This is a genomic window from Allobosea sp., from assembly GCF_035999205.1.
Lineage (GTDB): Bacteria > Pseudomonadota > Alphaproteobacteria > Rhizobiales > Beijerinckiaceae > Allobosea.
Genome location: NZ_DASYHA010000024.1, coordinates 74,320 through 94,102, shown reverse-complemented (window position 1 = coordinate 94,102; position 19,783 = coordinate 74,320). Strand labels below are relative to the sequence as shown.

16 protein-coding genes are annotated in these 19,783 nt (G+C 65.1%); 11 read left to right on the top strand and 5 right to left on the bottom strand.

The annotated features are described in order from the left end of the window. Positions 1-131: 131 nt before the first annotated feature. The 3 genes from VGN82_RS13115 to VGN82_RS13105 all read right to left on the bottom strand — a co-directional run bounded on the left by VGN82_RS13115 (position 132) and on the right by VGN82_RS13105 (position 4,973). Positions 132-2,318, bottom strand: coding sequence for a hypothetical protein (locus VGN82_RS13115; RefSeq protein WP_327527467.1), 2,187 nt, complete (start codon positions 2,316-2,318; stop codon positions 132-134). 601 nt (positions 2,319-2,919) lie between these two features. Then, complete coding sequence (locus tag VGN82_RS13110; RefSeq protein WP_327527466.1) at positions 2,920-3,837, bottom strand: hypothetical protein; 918 nt, start codon at positions 3,835-3,837, stop codon at positions 2,920-2,922. Positions 3,838-3,944: 107 nt separating this feature from the next. Further along, positions 3,945-4,973 carry a glycosyltransferase family 2 protein gene (locus VGN82_RS13105; RefSeq protein ID WP_327527905.1) on the bottom strand — a complete coding sequence of 343 codons (1,029 nt, stop codon included), beginning with the start codon at positions 4,971-4,973 and terminating at the stop codon, positions 3,945-3,947. On the opposite strand from VGN82_RS13105, the gene VGN82_RS13100 reads away from it, so the two are divergent. Further along, a complete protein-coding gene (locus VGN82_RS13100; RefSeq protein WP_327527928.1) occupies positions 4,921-5,052 on the top strand; it encodes a hypothetical protein in 132 nt (43 codons plus the stop codon). The genes VGN82_RS13105 and VGN82_RS13100 overlap by 53 nt on opposite strands. 79 nt (positions 5,053-5,131) lie before the next feature. On the opposite strand, the gene wecB is transcribed toward VGN82_RS13100, so the two are convergent. Beyond that, a complete protein-coding gene (wecB, locus tag VGN82_RS13095) occupies positions 5,132-6,358 on the bottom strand; it encodes a non-hydrolyzing UDP-N-acetylglucosamine 2-epimerase (protein ID WP_349256654.1) in 1,227 nt (408 codons plus the stop codon). 39 nt (positions 6,359-6,397) lie between these two features. Further along, the gene (locus VGN82_RS13090; RefSeq protein ID WP_327527464.1) at positions 6,398-7,210 is read right to left on the bottom strand and encodes a WecB/TagA/CpsF family glycosyltransferase; all 813 of its coding nucleotides are present in this window, start codon (positions 7,208-7,210) and stop codon (positions 6,398-6,400) included. Positions 7,211-7,576: 366 nt separating this feature from the next. On the opposite strand from VGN82_RS13090, the gene VGN82_RS13085 reads away from it, so the two are divergent. The 10 genes from VGN82_RS13085 (at position 7,577) to VGN82_RS13040 (ending at position 19,696) form a co-directional block, all read left to right on the top strand. Continuing rightward, on the top strand, positions 7,577-9,031 hold the full coding sequence (locus tag VGN82_RS13085; RefSeq protein ID WP_327527463.1) for an exopolysaccharide biosynthesis polyprenyl glycosylphosphotransferase: 1,455 nt from the start codon (positions 7,577-7,579) through the stop codon (positions 9,029-9,031). 17 nt (positions 9,032-9,048) lie between these two features. Continuing rightward, on the top strand, positions 9,049-10,395 hold the full coding sequence (locus VGN82_RS13080) for a glycosyltransferase (protein WP_327527462.1): 1,347 nt from the start codon (positions 9,049-9,051) through the stop codon (positions 10,393-10,395). An 11-nt stretch (positions 10,396-10,406) separates the two neighbouring features. Continuing rightward, on the top strand, positions 10,407-11,420 hold the full coding sequence (locus tag VGN82_RS13075) for a glycosyltransferase family 2 protein (RefSeq protein WP_327527461.1): 1,014 nt from the start codon (positions 10,407-10,409) through the stop codon (positions 11,418-11,420). A gap of 179 nt (positions 11,421-11,599) precedes the next feature. Beyond that, a complete protein-coding gene (locus tag VGN82_RS13070) occupies positions 11,600-12,802 on the top strand; it encodes an O-antigen ligase family protein (RefSeq protein WP_327527460.1) in 1,203 nt (400 codons plus the stop codon). Between the two features lie 290 nt (positions 12,803-13,092). Further along, entirely contained in the window at positions 13,093-14,652 is a 1,560-nt protein-coding gene (locus VGN82_RS13065) for a cellulose synthase operon protein YhjQ/BcsQ (protein ID WP_327527459.1), read from the top strand. 51 nt (positions 14,653-14,703) lie between these two features. Then, positions 14,704-15,540 (top strand): sugar phosphate nucleotidyltransferase, encoded by an 837-nt coding sequence (locus tag VGN82_RS13060; RefSeq protein WP_327527458.1) that lies wholly within the window; start codon positions 14,704-14,706, stop codon positions 15,538-15,540. Between the two features lie 2 nt (positions 15,541-15,542). Further along, positions 15,543-16,196 carry a PIG-L deacetylase family protein gene (locus VGN82_RS13055; RefSeq protein WP_327527904.1) on the top strand — a complete coding sequence of 218 codons (654 nt, stop codon included), beginning with the start codon at positions 15,543-15,545 and terminating at the stop codon, positions 16,194-16,196. Positions 16,197-16,215: 19 nt separating this feature from the next. After that, positions 16,216-17,661 carry a lipopolysaccharide biosynthesis protein gene (locus VGN82_RS13050; protein WP_327527457.1) on the top strand — a complete coding sequence of 482 codons (1,446 nt, stop codon included), beginning with the start codon at positions 16,216-16,218 and terminating at the stop codon, positions 17,659-17,661. 101 nt (positions 17,662-17,762) lie between these two features. Beyond that, entirely contained in the window at positions 17,763-18,332 is a 570-nt protein-coding gene (rfbC, locus tag VGN82_RS13045; protein WP_327527456.1) for a dTDP-4-dehydrorhamnose 3,5-epimerase, read from the top strand. Between the two features lie 35 nt (positions 18,333-18,367). Next, positions 18,368-19,696, top strand: a complete 1,329-nt coding sequence (locus VGN82_RS13040) for an NAD(P)H-dependent oxidoreductase (protein WP_327527455.1) — start codon at positions 18,368-18,370, stop codon at positions 19,694-19,696. Positions 19,697-19,783: the final 87 nt, after the last annotated feature.

Here is a 19,783-nt window from a genome sequence, read left to right as displayed (position 1 = left end):
GGACGCATGGCGATCGGTCTCAAGGCCGGCACGTCGCATCTTTCCGAAACGTGGAATCCACTTTCGGTCCAATGCTTTGGAGCCGGATCCGATCAGGCTGCATCAGCCTGATCGGCCTATCATGGCCTGGGTTAGCCTCGCGGCTTGGCCAGCGTCTGGAAGGCGCTGTCCCCCCAGCCCTGCGACAGCCCCCCGGTCGAGAACGCCGCCGGCGTCGAGAAGCTGGACGCCGAGTACTGGCTCAGCAGAGCCAGCTTGGACGACAGCGAGCCGTCAGATGCTGCCGAGCTGGCAGCCTGATCCTGGGCACTGGGATACCCGACCGTCTGACGGCTGCCGGACATGAAGTCCGTCACGTTGCTGCTCGACGACGCCGTAGTCGCGCTGGACTCCAGTGTCGCAGGCGCCGCCAGGCTGCTCTCGGACGTGGACAGCGTCGCAGTCCGCCGGCTGGAGGACGACCAGGACGAGAGCACGACGAGCGTTCCGCCAGGCTGACGCGGCGCGCCGGTCAGGTTGACGGCGTTGCCCGCCTTGTCCGTGACGCCGCCCAGGTTGAAGCCGGAAACGGAAAGGTCGAACGCCCTATCGCCAGACCCCACCTTGTAGTCGAACTGCAAGGTATTGGTCCCGGAGCCGCCGACATACTTGGCGGTGCCATTGCTGCTCAGCGACAAGGTCGGCGTGCCGTTGACGGTCATCGCCTCGCTGAAGCCGATAGACAGCCGAACGGTGTCGCCGGCGCGAACCATGCCGTTCCCGTTCCGGATGCCGGAGCCGGACGCCGAGAGCCACTGGACCTTGGGCTTGACGGTATCGGTCGACGTGCTGCTCGTGCTGATGGCGAGCGTCCCGGCGGGCTGGAGCGGCGCGCCGGTCAGGTTGACGGCATTGCCCGCCTTGTCCGTGACGCCACCCAGGTTGAAGCCGGAAACAGCCAGGTCGGCCGCCTTCTCGCCCGCCGCGACCTTGTAGTCGAACTGCAAGGTGTTGGTGCCCGAGCCGCTGACATATTTGGCCGTGCCGTTGCTGTTCAGCGACAAGGTCGGCGTGCCGTTGACGGTCATCGCCTCGTTGAAGCTGACCGACAGGCGGACGGTGCTGCCGGCTCCAACAGTGCCGTTGCCGTTGCTGATGCCCGATCCGGAAGCCGCGATGGCCTGAATCTTGGGCGCCGTGGTGTCGATCGGCGTGGGAGTGGTCGGGTTGGTCGGATTGGTCGGGGTCGTCGGAGTGGTCGGGTCCGTCGGAGTGCTTGTGTTGACAACCAATGTCCCAGCCGGCTGCCGCGGCGCGCTGGTAAGGTTGGCAACGTTGCCCGCCTTATCCTTCACCCCGGACAGGTTGAAGCCGTTGATCGCGAGATCGGAGGCCGTCTCGCCAGCCGCGACCTTGTACTCGAACTTCAGCGTATCGGTGCCGGCACCGCTGACATACTTGGCGCTGCCATTGCTGTTCAGGGCCAAGGTCGGCGTACCGGTGACATTCACCACTTCGCTGAACTTGAGCGTCAGGCTCACCGTGTCACCGGCGTGGACAGTCCCGTTCCCGTTGGTGAGACCCGTCCCGCTGGCTGCAACCGACTGCAACGTCGGAGCAGTCGTATCGACCGCAGGCGTCGTCGGATTGGTGGGATTGGTCGGGGTGGTCGGAGGCGTAACGGTCGAGCCACCAGAGTTGTTCGACACGGCATGAAGCAGGGGCGTGATCTGGTGCATGTCCTTCGCCAACGCCGCGATCGTGGCGCTGTCGAACGCATTGGCCTGAGCGCGCACGTTCGTGGTGCCTCCGGCCACGTCGACGACATAGGCGCCGTAGGTCTGCATGGCCTTGAAGACCTGCTGGCCCGCAGCCGAGAGGCCGGAAGGCATCGGCGTGCCCGGCGGGATCGCGAGGAGCTGCCCTTCCTGGACGATGCCCGACGCGCTGCTGCCGTCGCTGGAGAGGGCCTGGCCGACGGCACCAGCCTTGACGAGGTTGCGATCGACCGCGAGCTGCAGGGCGTGATCGATGTCCCCGTCGTTCATTTCGTCCTTGACGATCAGGCCGCCGAGCTGGCTTGCGCCGACCGCCGTGATGCCGGCGCCGAGGAACGGCGACTTGCTGCCCCACCCGTCACCGGTGACGACGTTCTCGGCCCCGAACGACACGGCCGTGCCGGTGGTGCTGCTGGTGCGCTTGAACTGCCAGAAATTGTAGGCGACATCACCGTCGATGACGATCAGCTCGCCATCCGTGCCCGCGGCGCCATTGGCCGCTGCCGGCATGCGAATGTTGACGGTTCCGCCAGGATATCCCCAGGTCGCAGGATAGGTCACTTGAACGACCGGGTCGGAAGCAGAGGCAACGTAAACGGAAGGCGAATAGCTGCTCCACGCAGCGTTATAGTTGTAACCGTTTGATGCAGGCCATCCAAGTTTTGTGAAGGTTGCGTTGTTGGATACTGGTGTATTCCAGCTTGATGAGTCGGCAAACGGCCGATTTGCAAGTGAAACCATTGGTCCTGTTTTCCTTTTTTATAAACGGAATAGGCGGTAGCAGGAAGCCATAGGCCGGATGGGCGTTTCTGTTTTGTGAGGAGGCGTGGCGATTACGCACACTAGACGCGAGAACTACGATCGGATGACCTGAGATCGTCATCTCGAACAGCAACGCGATTCCCATCCGCAAAACGACGGTGGCGGCGTATCGTGTTTAGAATGTGATCTGAAAGGGGAAATGTTTAGGCTAAAATTTAGTTAACCGACGCAAGTCGGCTTGGAACCGTCATGCTCGGGAAGCGGCATTTTCCGCTCGATCGCTGGGTCGCCGCTGACGATCGAGCCGCGCGCAAGGCGCCTATTTCGAGGAAGGTCATCGCGTCGCGACCGCGACCGGATGCCTGCCATATCACCGTAACTTGCGGTACTTCTTCTCCCGTTACCCCCCGGTCTCGTCGGGCGGATTTTCACTCACCGGCCGTCCGACGCGCTGAAGCAGGGGCGAGATCCGCGCCAGATCCCGCTGCAGGGCCATGATGGTCCAGCGATCATAGGCATTGGCCTGGGCCCGCAAATTGGTGGTGCCCCCGGCGACGTCGATCACGAAGGCCCCGTAGGTCTGGTAGGCGCGAAAGACCTTTTGCCCGAGAGACGAGAGCCCTGTCGGCATGGCGACAGTGCCCGGAATCGCCAGGCGTTGGCCTTCCTGGACCAGGCCATCTGGATTTTGGCCATCCCCATAGATCGCCTCGCCGATGCGCCCGGGCTTCGCCAAGGTGCCATCGATCGCAATCTGCAAGGCGTGGGTAATCTCGCCGCGGTCCGTCTCCGCCTGAACCAGCAGGCCGGCGAGCTGGCTCGAGCCGGCGGCGACGATGCCTGCACCGAGAAATGGCGAGCGAAGCCCCCAGCCATTCCCGGTCACGACGTTCGTCGCGCCATAGGCCTGCGCCGTGGCGTTTCCGCCCCCCAGCCGCCTGAACTGCCAGAAATTATGGACGGTCTCACCGTCGATAACCAGCAATTCGCCGTCGGTTCCCGACGCTCCGTCGGCTCCGGCGGGGATCCGGACCCTGACCGCGCCGGCGGGGCGTCCCCAGGTTGCCGGATGCTCGACAAGGACGACGGGGTCGGAAGCGGAAGTGACGTGAACGGCGGGCGAATAGCTGCTCCAGGCGATTCCGAAGCGGGCGCCCAGCGGCCAGCCGACCTTTTCGAAAACAGCGTCCGAAGGGATCGGCGTGTTCCAGGACGAGGTGGCGGCGAATGGCCGTTCGCCGAGCGCAAACCCGCCGCGAGGGGCATCGACGGCTGCATTGCGCGCATCCTGCGCCGCGGCGAGGGGACTAAATGCCATGGCGGCCGCGAGTGCGAATGCCAATCGCGCCGGCTGTGCACGATCCGATCTCATCCGGACAGTCTTTCGATGGGGATGGGCATCGTCCCCGGCGCCGCGTCGTGCCGTCATCGTTCCGTCCGGACCCAATCGACCTGGCGGTGGAAGAAGAAGCGGATGAAGGAAGGAATCTTGAGCAGGCAGTAGGCCGGTGCCGCCGCCAGCTCGCGCCAGGAAATGATCGCCCGTCCAAACTGCCACCACGCCATGGCGATGGTCGCGGCAAGGCAGGCCAGAACGATCAAGGAGACGATGAAAGGCGCTGCAGCCCCCGTCGCGGCAAACCAGAGGAGGCTGAGGCCTGCCATCAGCAGCAGGGACATGGCCAGGAGCGTCAAAGGCGGAATGCACAGATCGAGAGTGAATGCGAAGAGCTGCAGGCTGCGCTTCGCGATTGACTGCCGGAGCATCGGAAAGAGGAACTCTCCGATGATCGCGAGGTGCCCGTGCTCCCATCGCGTGCGCTGCTGGTTCTTTCCCGTTTCGCCCTCGGGAAGCCGGCTGACGACCTGTGCCTGTGGACAGAACAGCGGTGGCTTGCCTGCGAGGGCGAGCTCGGCACCGATCTTCTGATCCTCCGCGAGATGCCCGGTGGCGAGGTCGAGCCTGCGAATGAGATCGAAGGGCAGGGCCATTCCCGTGCCCATGAGCTGACACGGCCATCCGAGACGCGTGGAGCCCAGCGGTCGTACCAAGGTCTTGACCGTCCAGGCCAGCAGCGAGACCTTGTCGGCCGGGCTCGGCGATGACGGCGCCAGCACAGTATCACGCGCCTGGGCAGGCCGTCCGGTCGCGGCGCATTGCCGTGCCAGATGGTCGAGCGTACCGGGCATCGCTTCGCAATCGGCGTCGATGATGATCACGACCTCGGGCGGATCGATACCGAGAAAGCGCACGCCGTGATCGAGTGCGTAGCCCTTTCCGACGCGAGTGAGGTCGTGACGTATGGCCAGGTCCGCACCGGCGGCCGCCGCGACTTGCGCAGTGTCGTCCGAGCAATTGTCGGCTACCACAAGCAAACGCCCGGAGGCCGGCAGCTGGGCCATGATCGAAGCGATGCTGCGCGCGATGATCGCCTCTTCATCATGGGCGGGCATGATCACCGTGAAGCGTGGGCAGGCTGTCGAGACAATTGCCGCTGCGCGCCGCCCGGGCAGAAGGGCCGCGCCGGTCTGAACGGCGAGAAAGACGACGGGGATCGCCGTCAGCAGTCCGAGCCCCATCAGGACCAGTGTGACGGTGGCGATCATGACGGTCACGATGATCCCGGCCCTTGCACGACGGCCGCCGAATGCGCGGCGACCTCCGCTGCGATTGCCGCCTGGTGCACCGTTTCGACTGGGAGACGGGCCGCAAACGCGATCCGCTCTGGCGTATTCGCGAGAACTGGCTTTTCTCGGCGCTCGGTATGGTCGAGCGATCTGGCGAGCACGTCGAGGATTCGCTCCGAGGCATGGCCGTCGCCGAACGGGTTCCTGGCCTGCGCCATGGCGCGATACGCTTCGGGGTCCGTGAGCAACTGACGACAGGCGGAAACGATTGCGTCCACTTCGGTGCCGACGAGACGCGCGGTGCCGGCTTCCACCGCTTCCGGGCGCTCGGTGCTGTCCCGGAGGACGAGCACCGGCTTGCCCAGAGCGGGCGCTTCTTCCTGAACGCCGCCTGAGTCCGAAAGAATGATGTGGGCATTGCTCATCGCCAGCACGAACTGCGCGTAGCCGAGCGGCTCGATCAGCGAGACGCGCGGGTGCGAGCCCAGCATCGGGCCGACCACCTGCCGAACGCGCGGGCTGAGATGGACGGGGCAGACGACGCGCAGATCCGGAAAACCCTGCAACAGCAGCAGAACGGCCTGGCAGATGCGCTGCATCGGCTCGCCGTGGTTTTCGCGCCGGTGCGTGGTCAGGAGAAGGGTCGGAGCGGAGACCCGAGCCGCAGGAGGAGCCTTCGCGAGTGTCAGGAGCAGCGCATCGATCGCCGTGTTTCCGGTGACCCAAATCGTCTCTGCCGGCACATTCTCCTTCAGCAGATTGTACCGGGCCGTTTCCGTCGGGGCGAAATGATAGTCTGCGATGACGCTCGTCAGGCGGCGATAGACCTCCTCGGGAAAGGGCGCGCGCTTGTCGTAGGTCCGCAGACCGGCCTCGACGTGAGCGACGGGGACGTTCTCGTAGAAGGCGGCCAGCGCGCCCACGAAGCTCGTCGTCGTATCGCCTTGCACGACGACGACGTCGGGCCGCGCCTCGGCGATCACGCGCTGGAGGCCTTCGAGCGCGGCCATCGTGACATGCGCGAGATCCTGGTCTTTGCGCATGATGTCGAGGTCAGCAAGGATCGGCAGGCCGAAATCGGTGACGACCTGATCGAGCATTTCCCGATGCTGGCTGGTGCGCACCGCCAGAACCTCGAAGCGTTCGGGATCGGCCAGTGCGCTCAGGATGAGCGGAGCGAGCTTGATGGCCTCAGGCCGCGTGCCCATCACGACGAGAATGCGCTTGCGTGCAGCCATCTCGATCCTCGTTCAGGGTCGCGGAATGACGCGTCGGACAAGGGCGACCTGTGCGATCGCGCTCCAGGAGATCAGGCCGAGAAACTGGGAGTTCGTCACCAGATAGCGCCTGAACAGCCGGCGCGGTTCCTGAGCCAGGCGATAGGCCCATTCCAGCCCGGCGCGCTGGACGAACACTGGCGCCCGCTTGCGACGGCCAGCGATGACATCGAAGCTGCCGCCCACGCCGATCACGACCCGCGCTCCGAGATTCTCCCACTGTTCCTCGATGAAGTGCTCCTGTCGCGGCACGCCCATTGCGACGAAGAGCAGCCCGGCGCCGCTGTCCGCCACCGCTCGCGCCCGTGCCTCGGCCTGCTCGGGGCCGAAATAGCCATCGGCATAGCCGCGCACATCGAGGCCGCGATGCCGGCTCCTGAGCACAGCGACGGCGGCATGCACAGTGCCGCTCTCGGCGCCGAGGAAGTAGACGCCGATTCCGTCCTGCGCTGCGCGGGCGCAGAGCTGGTCGATCAGATCGATGCCGGCGACGCGCTCCGGCAAACGCGGCTGCCGGAGATGCGATGCCCAGACCAGGGGCTGGCCGTCTGCCACCGTCCATCGCGATGCATCGATGAAGCGCTGCAGGCGCGGGTTCTGTCGCATCATCATCAGGATCGAGACATTCACCGTCGACAGCACGCCGCGTTCTCCGGCCTGGACGGCACCAATGACCTCCTGGACGGTCTCTTCGGCCGAGAGCCTGTCGAAACGACCGTTCAGAATCTGAACCTGACTGGACCGCGTCGCCTCGGGTGGTCGCAGCGGAGATGCGTCTGACGACATCGAAAACCCCCAAGGCAGCAACGCTTGCGGCGGCGTGCAAAGCCCGTCGCAAAAAAAATTGCGCGGCAACGAGGCCGCAGATCGAACTGCGCACCGACTGCAGATCTAACGATCGGGGTCTTTGATTGGTTCGCCGCGAAGCGCTTGTTGCTGTTGCCGGTCGCTGTGCCCGACCGTTCGGAGAAAGTGCATCGGAGGCGAGTTCCCCGGAGCCCGTGAGGTGGTCAAAAGCGCAACCGGTTGCGCTTTTGACGGATCGGCTGCGCCCCTGCTCACGCACGAAAACGCGAGGTCCTAGAACGCGAAGAACCCGGGCTGGTCGCCAGCATTATGCCTCTGCAGATGCCGACATGTACTGGCGATTCAATGTCAACCAATGCCATTCCACATCGGGTTCGACGTCATTCCGGAACCGTGTCGATTCTCGGGACGCAGGTCTTCTGGACTGTAGTGGTCGCGGCCATCGAGATGATCGTCATCGTCGTCTGCGCGTATGGCGCATTCCTCGCGTACTCGGCGGCCGTCTACGGTGTCGTTTTCTTCCGGATGGACTATGCTCTGGCGTCCGTTGCGGCCGGCGCGCTGTATGTCGCGCTGTGTATCGCCGACAACCAATACGATCTGCTTGGCCCGGAATGGAATGAGCACGCCCGTTCGCGGGGCAGCGCAGCGATCGCCCTGTCATGCGTGATCCTGCTGACCATCGGTTACGTGACCAACAGCCTCAGCGGCTATTCGCGGGGCACGTTCCTGGCGCAACTGGCGGCCACGCTGCTCGGCCAGATGATCATCCGGTCCGTTCTCTGGCAGGTCATCGATCATATCCGCTCGCCGGGGCAGTGGCGTCGCGAAAACATGGTTGTCCTGACCATGCCCGGTGCGCTCGGCGCTGGTGATGTTCGCGCCCGGACAGCGACAAGGCACGAGCACATCCTGCGCTGGTATGACTTCCCGTCCGGTGCCGATCAGGCCGGGCAGGGCGGCTCATTGGAGGTACAACTTTCGGCTATCCGCCATGAATGCCGGGAGTTGCCGATCGACGCCGTGCTCATTCTCTTCGGTTCCGACAACATGGAGGTCGTCTCGCGCGCGGTCGAGGCGCTGTCGGAACTCCCGGTCAGAATCCAGCTCCTGCCGATCGAACTGGCCGAGCTCATGCGGCACAGCCGCATCGGACATCATGGTCATCTGCAGGTGCTGGAACTGTTCTGCGGGCCATGCTCGCTGCGGGACCGGTTCCTGAAACGGAGTTTCGATACCATCGTCGCCGCATCGCTGCTGGTCATCCTGTCGCCGCTGCTTCTTGTCGTCGCTGCCTTGATCAAACTCGACTCGCGCGGCCCGGTGCTGTTCCGGCAGACGCGCCTGGGCTTCAACAACGAGCCGATCCAGATCCTGAAGTTCCGCAGCATGACGACCTTCGACGATGCGCGCGACGAGTTCCGACAGGCGGTCCGGAACGACCCGCGCGTGACCCGCCTCGGGCGGATCCTGCGGCGGAGCAACATCGACGAATTGCCGCAGCTGTTGAATGTCCTCAGGGGAGAGATGTCGCTTGTGGGGCCGCGCCCGCATGCCGTCGCGCACAATCAGATGTTTGCCGACCAGATCTGCAGGATGTTCCGTCGCCACAACGTCAAGCCGGGGATCACGGGCTGGGCGCAGGTCAACGGCCTGCGCGGCGAAACAGATACGTTCGAGAAGATGCAGAAGCGGATCGAGCACGATCTCTACTACGTCGACAACTGGTCGTTCGCCTTCGATCTGAAGATCATGATCATGACCGTCATATCGAAGCGCGCACATATCGACGCCTATTGAGCGAGGGGAAGCCGTCGATGCGGGTCTGCTACTTCGTGCCGGAATATCCCGCCCCCTCGCACACCTTCGTTCGGCGGGAGATCGTCGAGCTCGAGCGCAATGGCATCTCGGTCCTGCGCGTTTCGCTCCGCGGCGGCGGCCTGCAGCTGGTGGACCCGGCCGATCTTAGCGAGAGAGACCGCACGCGCTATATCCTCGACGGCAATATCGCCAAGTTCGGGGCGGCCCTTGCCAGAGCCATGCTGCATAGGCCCATGGCGCTGGCGAAAGCGACTGCAGCCGCATTCGGGATGATGCGCCGTTCGAGCCGCCCGGCACCGCTCCATCTGGCCTATCTTGCGGAAGCGCTCGTCCTCGCGCGCTGGGTTCTGGAGGAGGATGTCCAACATATCCACGCGCATTTCGGCACGAATGGCGCCGAGGTCGCCATGCTCTGCCATCTCATGACCGGGGTCCCCTACAGCTTCACCGTGCACGGCCCCGATGAATTCGACAGGCCGGAGTATCTCGGCCTGCCCGCCAAGGTGAAGCATGCCGCGTTCGTCTGCGTCATCAGCTCCTTTACTGGAAGCCAGCTCTGCCGCTGGATTCCGCAGGATGAGTGGCGAAAGCTCAAGCTGGTGCGGTGCGGGCTGGATGCCGATTTCCTGGCTGTCCGCCCGTCCAGGCTCGTGCAGAAGGCCCGGCTCGTCACCGTCGGCCGGCTCAGCGAGCAGAAGGGGCATATGGTCCTGCTCCAGGCCCTCGCGACCCTCGCGCGCGCGGGCGTGCCCTTCAAGCTGACCGTCGTCGGCGATGGTCCGCTGCGGTCGCAGCTCGAGCAGCGCATCCGGCAACTCGGCCTGGAACAGCAGGTCGAGCTGGTGGGCTGGATGAGCAACGCAGAGGTGCGGGCCGCAATCGGCGAGGCGAGGGCACTCGTCCTGCCGAGCTTCGCCGAGGGGCTGCCCGTCGTCCTGATGGAAGCCCTGGCGCTCGGCCGACCGGTCGTCACGACCTATATTGCCGGCATTCCGGAGCTGGTCGAAGACAAGACCTGCGGCTGGCTCGTTCCGGCGGGCAGTGTCGATCAACTCGCGGACGCCATCCGCCAATGCCTCGACGCGCCCGACACTCTCATCCGGACCATGGGTTCGGCGGGGCGAAAGCGCGTGCTCGAACAGCACGACATCGTGCCAGAAGCCCGGACTCTGGCAGCCCTGTTCAGGGCCCAGGCGCAAGAGGCGGCACCGCCCCGCGATCGCGTCGAGGCAGCCGGCAGACGCGCCGAAGCGCCCGAAGCGTCCAATGCGTCGCTCGCTGAGCGGGGCGGGAGCGAGCCGGGCAAGGTGATCGCGCTCCGGCCCGGACATGCGGCCAGGTGAGGAGGTCCTGAGTGATCGACGTCTCCGTCATCGTTGCGACGCAGAACCGCCGGCAGATCCTGCCGCAGGCGGTGAATGCGATCCTGCGGCAGGAGGGCGTCGCGATCGAACTCGTCGTGGTCAATGACGGCTCGACCGACGAGACGCGGCCGTGGCTCGATCGGCTCGCCGCAACGGACCCGAGGGTCAAGGTCGCGCATCACCTGCAGCCGCGCTTCGCAGCGGGGGCGCGGAACGTCGGGATCGCCTGCGCCACCGGGCACTGGGTCGCCTTCTGTGGCGACGGCGATCTCTGGGCTCCGGACAAGCTGGCCACTCAGCTCGCCGCCTTGCACGTCAGTTCGGCGCGGTGGGGTTGCACGGGGTCGGTGGTCGTAGACGAGTGCCTCCAGATCGTCGGGCATCATCATGCCAGGGGCGGATTGGTCCTCGCGGCCCTGCTGAAGCGCAACATCATCCCGACGGGGTCGTCAGTGATCGTCGAGCGTCGTCTTGTCCGGCTGGTCGGCGGCTTCGATCGGTCGCTGCGCGACGCCGAGGACTGGGACCTCTGGATCAGGCTGGCCCAGCATTCGCCGCTGGCCACCATTGACCGGCCGCTGGTCGCCGATCGCCTGGGAAGGCAATCGCGGGCGATGAGGACAGCCCTCCTGCCTGCACGCGGGCCGGTGGTCGCCGAACGCTATGCGGCACTGGCGGCAAACCACGCACTCGAGCCGGACGAGGCCGGGCACGAGCACGACCTCGCCAGGCGATCGCGGCGTGCAGCCGCGAGCGCGCGAGCCGCCTCGATCTTCAGCGCGCTCGCCTTCAAGCGCCGCCAATGGCGGGAACTGCCGCGCACGGCCGCCGCGCTGGTCGCGCCCGGCATGACGGATCGCATCGGACAAGCCGGCGCCGCCGCCGCGGTTCCGGCGGCATGGCGCGAGGAAGCCGAAGGCTGGCTGCGGCCGATCCGCGAGGCGAACCAGATTGCCGTGCAGCACCATCCGGCCTGGGTCAGGGCCCGGGAGTTGGAGGCATGACACAGGCGCCGGGATCCTTCGATGCGACTCACGGCGACGCAATTCGGCGCCGGTTCCGCCCCGTCTCGCGAACGCTCTCCGTGCGAGCCGCCAATGCCGAGGCGATCTGGCTGTTCCTGCGGGCCCTCTTGTTCGGCATTTTGCTGACCCGGGCGTCGTCCGACCCGATCTTCAATCTCATGGCCGGCGATGCAGGAGCCTCGGCGATGGGCGTGGGCGCACTCGTCAATGTCCTCGTGATCGCGATTGCCCTCGTCCTCTTCCTGCAAGCGCCGTTGCGGGCGCCCTGGCCGGTCATCGCGATCTGGGGGCCCTTTCTGCTGATCGCGTTCGGGGCCACGCTTTATGCGCCGGATTTCAGGGCGGCGTCACGGCTCGCCTTCATCCTCCTGACTTACTGGGCGTTTTTCGCGATCCCGTTCTTCATCCTGCGTTCGTCGCTGGACCTGTCCCGCTTCTTCCTCGTGGTGATCGGATCGTCCGTTCCTCCCACGCTCTATGCCTTCGTGGATATCGCGCGCGGATTGTCCGATCTCGACGAGTTCCGTTTGCAGAGCACATTCTCGCATCCAAACATCTATGCGTTCTATCTCGTGCTGGTGCTGGGGCTGGCGCTTTACGTAAGGGCATCGCACGCCATCCGCGTGCCCCCCCGCATTCAAATTCTGGTGACGCTCTATATCCCCGTGCTGACCACATTCCTGCTGCTCACCAAGACGCGCAGCGCCTGGGTTGCCTGCGGACTGATGTTCCTGGTCTACGCGTTCAAGATCGACCGGCGGTTTCTGGCGGCTTTCCTGCTGGTGCCGGTGCTGTTCATTGCCAGTCCAAGCCTGATGGAGCGGCTGACCGACGTCACCGCCGCGACGGAAGTCGACAGCTTCGATCAGCTCAGCGAAAGCACGCGGCTGAACTCCTATGTCTGGCGGCAGGCGTTGTGGGAGGCTGCCATCCCCCAGATCCTGGAGCAGCCCTTGCTGGGCCACGGCCTCGAGTCGTTCCGGCCGTCGACGTCGAGCTTCTTTCCGCTGATTGGCCCCGAAGGTATCGATGCTCATAACCTCTATCTGCAGACTTCCTTCGAGATGGGCCTTCTCGGCGCCGTGGCACTTGCGTGGTTGCTCGGTTGGCCGGCCTATCGTTTCGCCAGGGCGCTCCGGCGCGACCCGCCGGGCCTGCTGATCATCCTGTGCATCCTGATGACCTATCTGCTCGAGTCGTATTCCGACAACATGCACTTCTATCTGTCGTTCAACTGGTATTTCTGGTTCGTCATGGGCACGGTCTACGCGTGGATCTGCCGGGAGGAGGCCCTCGCCGGACCCGGTGCGACGCGCCGCAACGAGTTATCGCGGATGGCAGGCCCGCCTGGCTTGCGGTAACCAGATGAAGCCTCCCGCGGTCCCGTAACCCGCGGCCTCGCCCCGGCACGCATGCTTCCTTCACCCTCCGGATGATCCCAATCCAGGCCCGCAGCAGCCGCAGGAACGGCGACGGATTGCCCCGCGTTGGTTCTGTGAATGCCACTGCGAACGGAGGACGGAGGAGGCGAGGGCAGGCGCCAGCGGACTGGAACGACCAGGTCGCGACCGCGCCGGCAAGACCCCCTCCTGACTGCCGCGTCTATCGAGCCGGGCACCGGAGACGGGAGCCCATTTTTTGATGGAAAGCCATGCTGGACACGATAGGCCACCCGCAGCTCACCCCCGGCACGGAGAGGTTCGATCGCCGGGTCCATGCGCGGCCGCAGCCGGCCTTCGGCCTGGAAAGCCTCCGGAGGCGCAAGTGGCTGCTGAGTATGGGCATGCTCGCATGCGTGACCATCGCCGCACTCTTCGTCGCCTTGCGCCCGGTGACATACACAGCATCAGGCCAGCTGCTGATCTACATCAGGCAGATTCTGACGGGCTCCGAGCAGGCGATCCTGCCGGGGCGTGCCGATCTCGCGATGGTTCAGAACCAGATCGAGCTGCTGCGCTCCGGCTATGTGCTGGGCAAGGTCGTCGACGCCCTGCAACTGACGAAGGATCCGGAGTTCATCAGCGATCTCCAGGAGCCTTCTGGCCTCGTGAGTGGCGAGAGCGCGGATGCCTCCGCCACCGCCAAGGCCGAAGCTCGCGCGTTTCGCGCCGCGCTGCGCGCCATGAACCGCAAGCTCGAGGTTCGCCAACTCGGAACGAGCCACATCGTCACAGTGAGCTTCGAGGCGTCGAACCCCGACAAGGCCGCCCGCATCGTCAACAGCCTGATCCAGATCTACCTTCAGGAGCGCGCGCGGGCCTTCGACGCAGCTTCCTCCAGGGCATCGACGCTGCGCGAGATTCATCAGAATCTGGGCCCCAGCGCTCAGGTGGTTTCCGAAGCCGAGCCGCCGATCAAGGCGAATGGACCGCCGGCAGCCGCGATCCTCGCTATCGCCGCATTGCTTGGCCTGAGCGCCGGCGCCGCCATCGCTCTCCTGCTCGACATGGTCGACGACACCATCCGCAACGCCCACCAGATGGAATACGCGCTCGGACTCGAGTGCCTGGGCGTCGTGCCACGCTTCCCAGGCCTCGGCATCGGACCCGAGGACAGTGCCGCACGACGGTTGCTCGCATCGCAGAACCCGGTGCTGCGACGTGCCGCTGCCATGCTGCAAGAGGTTTCGCACGGCGGAGCACGGACGATCGGCGTGACCTCGGTCGTAGCAGGCGAGGGCGCCACGACCCTCGCGATCGGCCTGGCGATGGCGGCCGCGGAATCTGGTAAGCAAGTCCTCCTGGTCGATGCTGTGCCGGAGAACCCCGCCGTCTCGCGCTGGGCGGCGCTTGCTGCGCGCGCCCTGTGCGAGCCGCCAGCCGCCGCGCGCGACGGCATCGTCGAGATCCAGCCCGCGCTGCATGTCCTGCCGCTGGACGAACCCTCCGGCGGCGCCGCTCGCCTGATGCGCCGCGGCTGGCTCGACGATATGACCAGCACCGCGGCGGTCTCGTACGACCTCGTCATCGTCGACATGCCGTCGCTCGTCGCGGGCCCGCAGGTGCGCGCTGCCGCCCCCTCGCTGGATGCCTTCCTGCTTGTCGTGAAATGGGCCACGACCCAATCCGAGCTCGTGCGCCAGGCATTCGAGTCCGCCGGCCAGGCCCGGTACAAATTCATCGGAACGGTGCTGAACATGGCCGATGACACGGCGATGAAACGTTATCGATCGGAGCGTCCTGCGGCGACGAGAGCGCGATCGGCCTCCTGAGACAGATGAATCCCGGCCCCCGGCCACGGCAAGTGCGGAAAGGAGAGTATCATGAAGGTCGTTCTCTTTTGCGGTGGCGCTGGCATGCGGCTGCGCGGATATGTCGACGATGTCCCGAAGCCGATGGTCCCGATCGGGTCGCGCCCCATCCTGTGGCACCTGATGAAGTACTACGCCCATTTCGGCCACAGGGATTTCATTCTCTGCCTGGGCCATAAGGGCTGCGCCATCAAGGATTACTTCCTGAAATACGACGAGTCGATTTCGAACGACTTCGTCTGGTCGCAAGGCGGCCGGAAGATCGACTTCGTCAACCGCGACAGTGACGACTGGACGATCACCTTCGTGGAAACCGGGCTGCACGCCACGATCGGAGAACGGCTCAAGGCCGTCGAGCCCTATCTGCAGGGCGACGAGTTCTTCCTGGCCAACTACGGTGACGGTCTCAGCGACCTGCACCTTCCGACGATGATCGAGGAGTTCCAGCGGAGCAACGCCATCGGCTCGCTGCTGCTGGTGCAGCCGACCGCGAGCTTCGACATCGTCCGGACGACGCCTGATGGCAAGATCGCCGAAGTCGCGGCGTTGAGCCATTCCGACATCTGGATCAATGGCGGCTTCTTCGTCTTCCGGAACGAGATCTTCGACTACATCAATCCCGGCGACGAATTGGTCCGCGAGCCTTTCGAGCGGCTGATCCGGCAGCAGGCCCTCCTGGCGCATAAATGCACCGGCTTCTGGCAGTGCATGGACACCTTCAAGGACAAGCAGCGCCTCGAGGAGCTCCACGACACCAATCCGCCCTGGAAGGTCTGGAAGGACTGCGCCGCCACGTTGTCCTATCGCGCAATGCCGAAGGTGGCTCCCACGATGACCCAGGTGGCGTGACCATGCTTCGCCTGAAGCCGGATGGCGACGGCCGGTCGCCGCTGCAGATCCTGTGTCTCGGCTGCCATTCCGACGACATCGAGATCGGCTGCGGCGGAACCGTGCTGCAGATTGCAGCCGAGCGCCCGGACGCCGTGTTCCATTGGGTCGTCTTCAGCGCAAAGGGCGTACGCGTATCGGAGGCCGAAAGCGGGGCGCGGCAGTTCGTCGACCCCGCACGCATGAAACGGGTCATTCTGAAGGATTTTCAAGATGGTTACATGCCGTTCCTCGGAGCCGACATCAAGAACGTCTTCGAGGACCTCAAGCGCGAGGTGCAGCCGGACATCATCTTCACGCACAACCGGCACGATTCACATCAGGATCACCGGCTCATCGCCGAGCTGACATGGAACACGTTTCGCAGCCACCTGATCCTCGAATACGAGATCCCGAAATATGACGGCGATCTCGGCCAACCGAGTGTCTTCAATGCCCTTTCGGACGACGTCTGCGAGAAGAAGGTCGATCTGATCCTCGATACCTTCAAGTCCCAAAGCAACAAGCCATGGTTCGACCGTTCGACCTTCATGGCCCTGATGCGGCTGCGTGGCATGGAATGCAACGCGCCCAGTGGCTATGCCGAGGCCTTCTACGCTCGCAAGCTGATGCTCTGAACCGGCAATCGAGGACGACATGCATGACTTGAAGCGCAAGACCGTTCGTGCCGGCATCTTCAACATCGGAGCGCGCGGGCTGGGCTTCATCATCCGCACCCTGTCGATCATGATCATGGCGCGATTGCTGACCCCCGAGGATTATGGGCTGGTCACCATGGTCGCGGCCTTCACGGGCGTGCTCAACATGTTCGGCTGCTTCGGCCTGTTCCAGGCCGCGATCCAGCGCGACGAGCTGAGCGAACGGGAGTCGACGTCGCTGTTCTGGCTGAACCTGACGTTCGGTGCTGCGCTCGCGCTCATCGTCTTCGCGGCCGCGCCGATGGTCAGCGCATTCTATCGTGAGCCACGCCTGATTGCGATCACGCAGGTGACGGCGCTCTCCTTCGTCATCACTGCCGCGGGCGTCCAGCACAACGTCTTGCTGCAGCGGCGCATGGCGTTCGGCATCCTGGCGACGATCGAGATCGCGGCGCTACTGATCGCGACTGCCGTGTCGATCGGCATGGCCATGCACGGCTACGAGTATTGGGCGATCGTCTCGATGACCATCTCCCTGCCGCTGGCCACGACGATCGGCCTGTGGCTGGCGACGGGCTGGCTTCCGGGCCGGCCACAGATCGCGGCCAGGGTCCCGTCCATGCTGCAGTTCGGCGGCGGGACGATGCTGAACGGCTTCCTGTTCTACATCACGATCAGCATCGACAAGCTCCTGCTTGGCCGCGTATGGGGCACGGAAGCGACCGGCCTCTACAGCCGAAGCTTTTATCTCATCAACTTCCCGACCGAGAACCTCAACACGACCTTCGGCGAGATCGCCTTCGCCGCGCTCTCGCGCACGAAGGACGATCCCGCACGCTTCCGACGCTACTTCCTCAAGGCCTATGCGCTGGTGGTGGCGTTGACCCTGCCTCTGACGGTCGTGTGTGCCTTGTTCGCGGACGATCTCATCGTCGTGGCCCTGGGTCCGAAATGGATCGGTGCGGTCGAGATCTTCAGGATACTCGCTCCGACGATCCTGGTGTTTGCGATCAACAACCCGCTGGGCTGGCTGCTCACAGCGCTCGGCCTGGTCAGACGCGGCGTCTACATGGGCTTGTGCTCCGTTTGCCTCATGATCGCAGGCGTCCTCATCGGGCTTCCTCACGGACCACACGGCGTCGCGATAGCCTATTCCACCGTAATGGTCGTCAGGGTGATCCCGGCTACGCTCTGGGCGCTTCACGGCACCGGAATCCGCGTCCGCGAGGTCGTCGGAGCGCTGGCGAGCCCGCTGGCCGCGAGCATGGTCGCGGCGGCCGCCGCGCTTTGGGTTCACACATTGCTTCCGCCGACACTGTCGCCGGTGCTGCGCCTCGCGCTGGATGTCGGCTCGTTCGGCGCGGCCTATGTCGCTGCCCTGCTGCTCATCGCCGGCGAGAAGGCGCTCTATCTCGACCTCTTCCGCGCTGCCAAATCCGCCTGAGCCATCGCGCCAGCCCGATGCGCGGGCGCGGCTCCGGCGCCGGAACAGGTCGGTGCGCCCGGCATTAACCCAGTGGAGGCCAGGCACTCCGGGGGGCGGGCATGAAGTTCGCGACGACCAGCATCGAAGGGGCGATGGTAATCGACCCGGTTCAGCATACCGATTCACGAGGTCGCTTCATGCGCGCCTGGTGCCTCAAGGAGTTCGCCGACCAGGGCATCACGTTCGAGCCCGTCCAGGCAAATCTCGGTTTCAGTACACGGCGCGGCACGGTCCGCGGCATGCACTTCCAGGCAGCGCCGGCCAGCGAGGCCAAGCTGGTGCGCTGCACACAGGGAGCGATGTTCGACGTCGTGCTGGACCTACGGCCGGAATCGCCCAGCTACGGCGCGTGGTACGGCGTGGAGCTGAGCGGCGACAACGGCCGCATGCTCTACCTCCCCGAGGGGTGCGCGCACGGATACCAGACGCTCACCTCCGACACCGAGATGCACTACATGACCTCGGCGTTCTACACCCCGGAAGCCGTCAGGGGCGTGCGCTTCGACGATCCGGCATTCGGCATCATCTGGCCTTTGGCCGTGACCGAAGTCTCCGAGCAGGATCGCAATTGGCCGCCGGCCACGCGCCTGCCGAGCCAAATCACGTCAGCCGCGTGCCTGACGTCATGATCGCATCCGCTGGTGCTATCGGAAGGGAACATGCCATGGCCGTTGATACCGTATTGCGCGAGCGCGAGACTGAGGGACGCCCGATCCGCGTGGGAATGGTCGGCGCCGGTGCCACCGGCCGCGCGATTGCGCTCCAGCTCGGCACGCCGGTGCCGGGCATGCAGCTCGTCGCCATCGCCAACCGGACCGTCGAGAATGCGGAGCGAGCCTTACGGGAGGCGGGCATCCATGGCTGGAGCCGCACCTCCACGGCCCGGGAGGCCGAGCAGGCCATTGCGCGCGGGGCACCGGTCCTGACGGATGATCCGGCCGTTCTGACCGCTTGCGAAGCGATCGACATCATCCTCGAGGTCACCGGGACGGTCGAGGCCGGCACCATGGTCGTTCTCGACGCGATCGCGCATCGCAAGCATGTGGTGATGGTCAATGCCGAGCTCGACTCGCTGATCGGCCCGATCCTGAACGAGCGAGCCCGCCAGGCCGGCGTGGTCCTGACCAATACCGATGGCGATGAGCCCGGCGTCGCCATGACGCTCCTGCGCTATCTGCGGACGCTCGGCCTGCGCCCCGTCGCCGCCGGCAACATCAAGGGCATGGTGGACTACTATCGAAACCCCGATACCCAGCGGGCCTTCGCCGAAAAGAACGGTCAGGATGCCCGGAAGGTCACCTCCTTTGCCGATGCGACGAAACTCTCGATGGAAACCACGGTGCTCGCGAACGCGACCGGCTTTCGCGCGGGCCGCCGCGGCATGTACGGACCGGCCTGCAAGGAGGTCCGTGAGATCGCGGAGCGCCTGCCGCCGGCGGCCATGCTCGAATCCGGGCTCGTCGACTATGCACTCGGCGCAGCGCCGCACACCGGCGCATTCGTCGTCGTCCATGAGACCGAGCCGCTGAAGCAGGCCCAACTGGCCTACTACAAGATGGGCGACGGGCCGTTCTACGTCTTCTACACGCCGTTCCATCTGCCTCATCTGCAGATCGCCTCGACGATCGGGCGGGCCGTCATTCAACACGACGCGACCGTGGCGCCGTTGGCAGGACCCGTCTGCGAGGTGGTCACGGTCGCCAAGCGCGATCTCAAGGCGGGCGAGCGCCTCGATGGCATCGGCGGCTTCTGCGCCTACGGCCTGATCGAGAATGCGACGGAGGCCCGCGCGGCCGATGCCCTGCCGATCGGCCTCTCTGAGGGCTGCATTCTGCTACGAGACAAATTCAAGGACGACGTCATCACTTTCGACGACGTCACCATGCCGGCAGGCAGTCAGGCGGAGGCTCTGTGGCGCGAACAGCAGCGGCGCTGGCCGATGCAGGAGGCGAGCGCTCCACGACAGCGCGTGCTGGCCGAGGCGGCTTCGTGACATGGCGATACGCTGCAGGGGCAGGGCCATGCAGCGGAATGGACACCAGGGACAGCCGGCAAATCTCATCGACGCAGGACTAGGTCG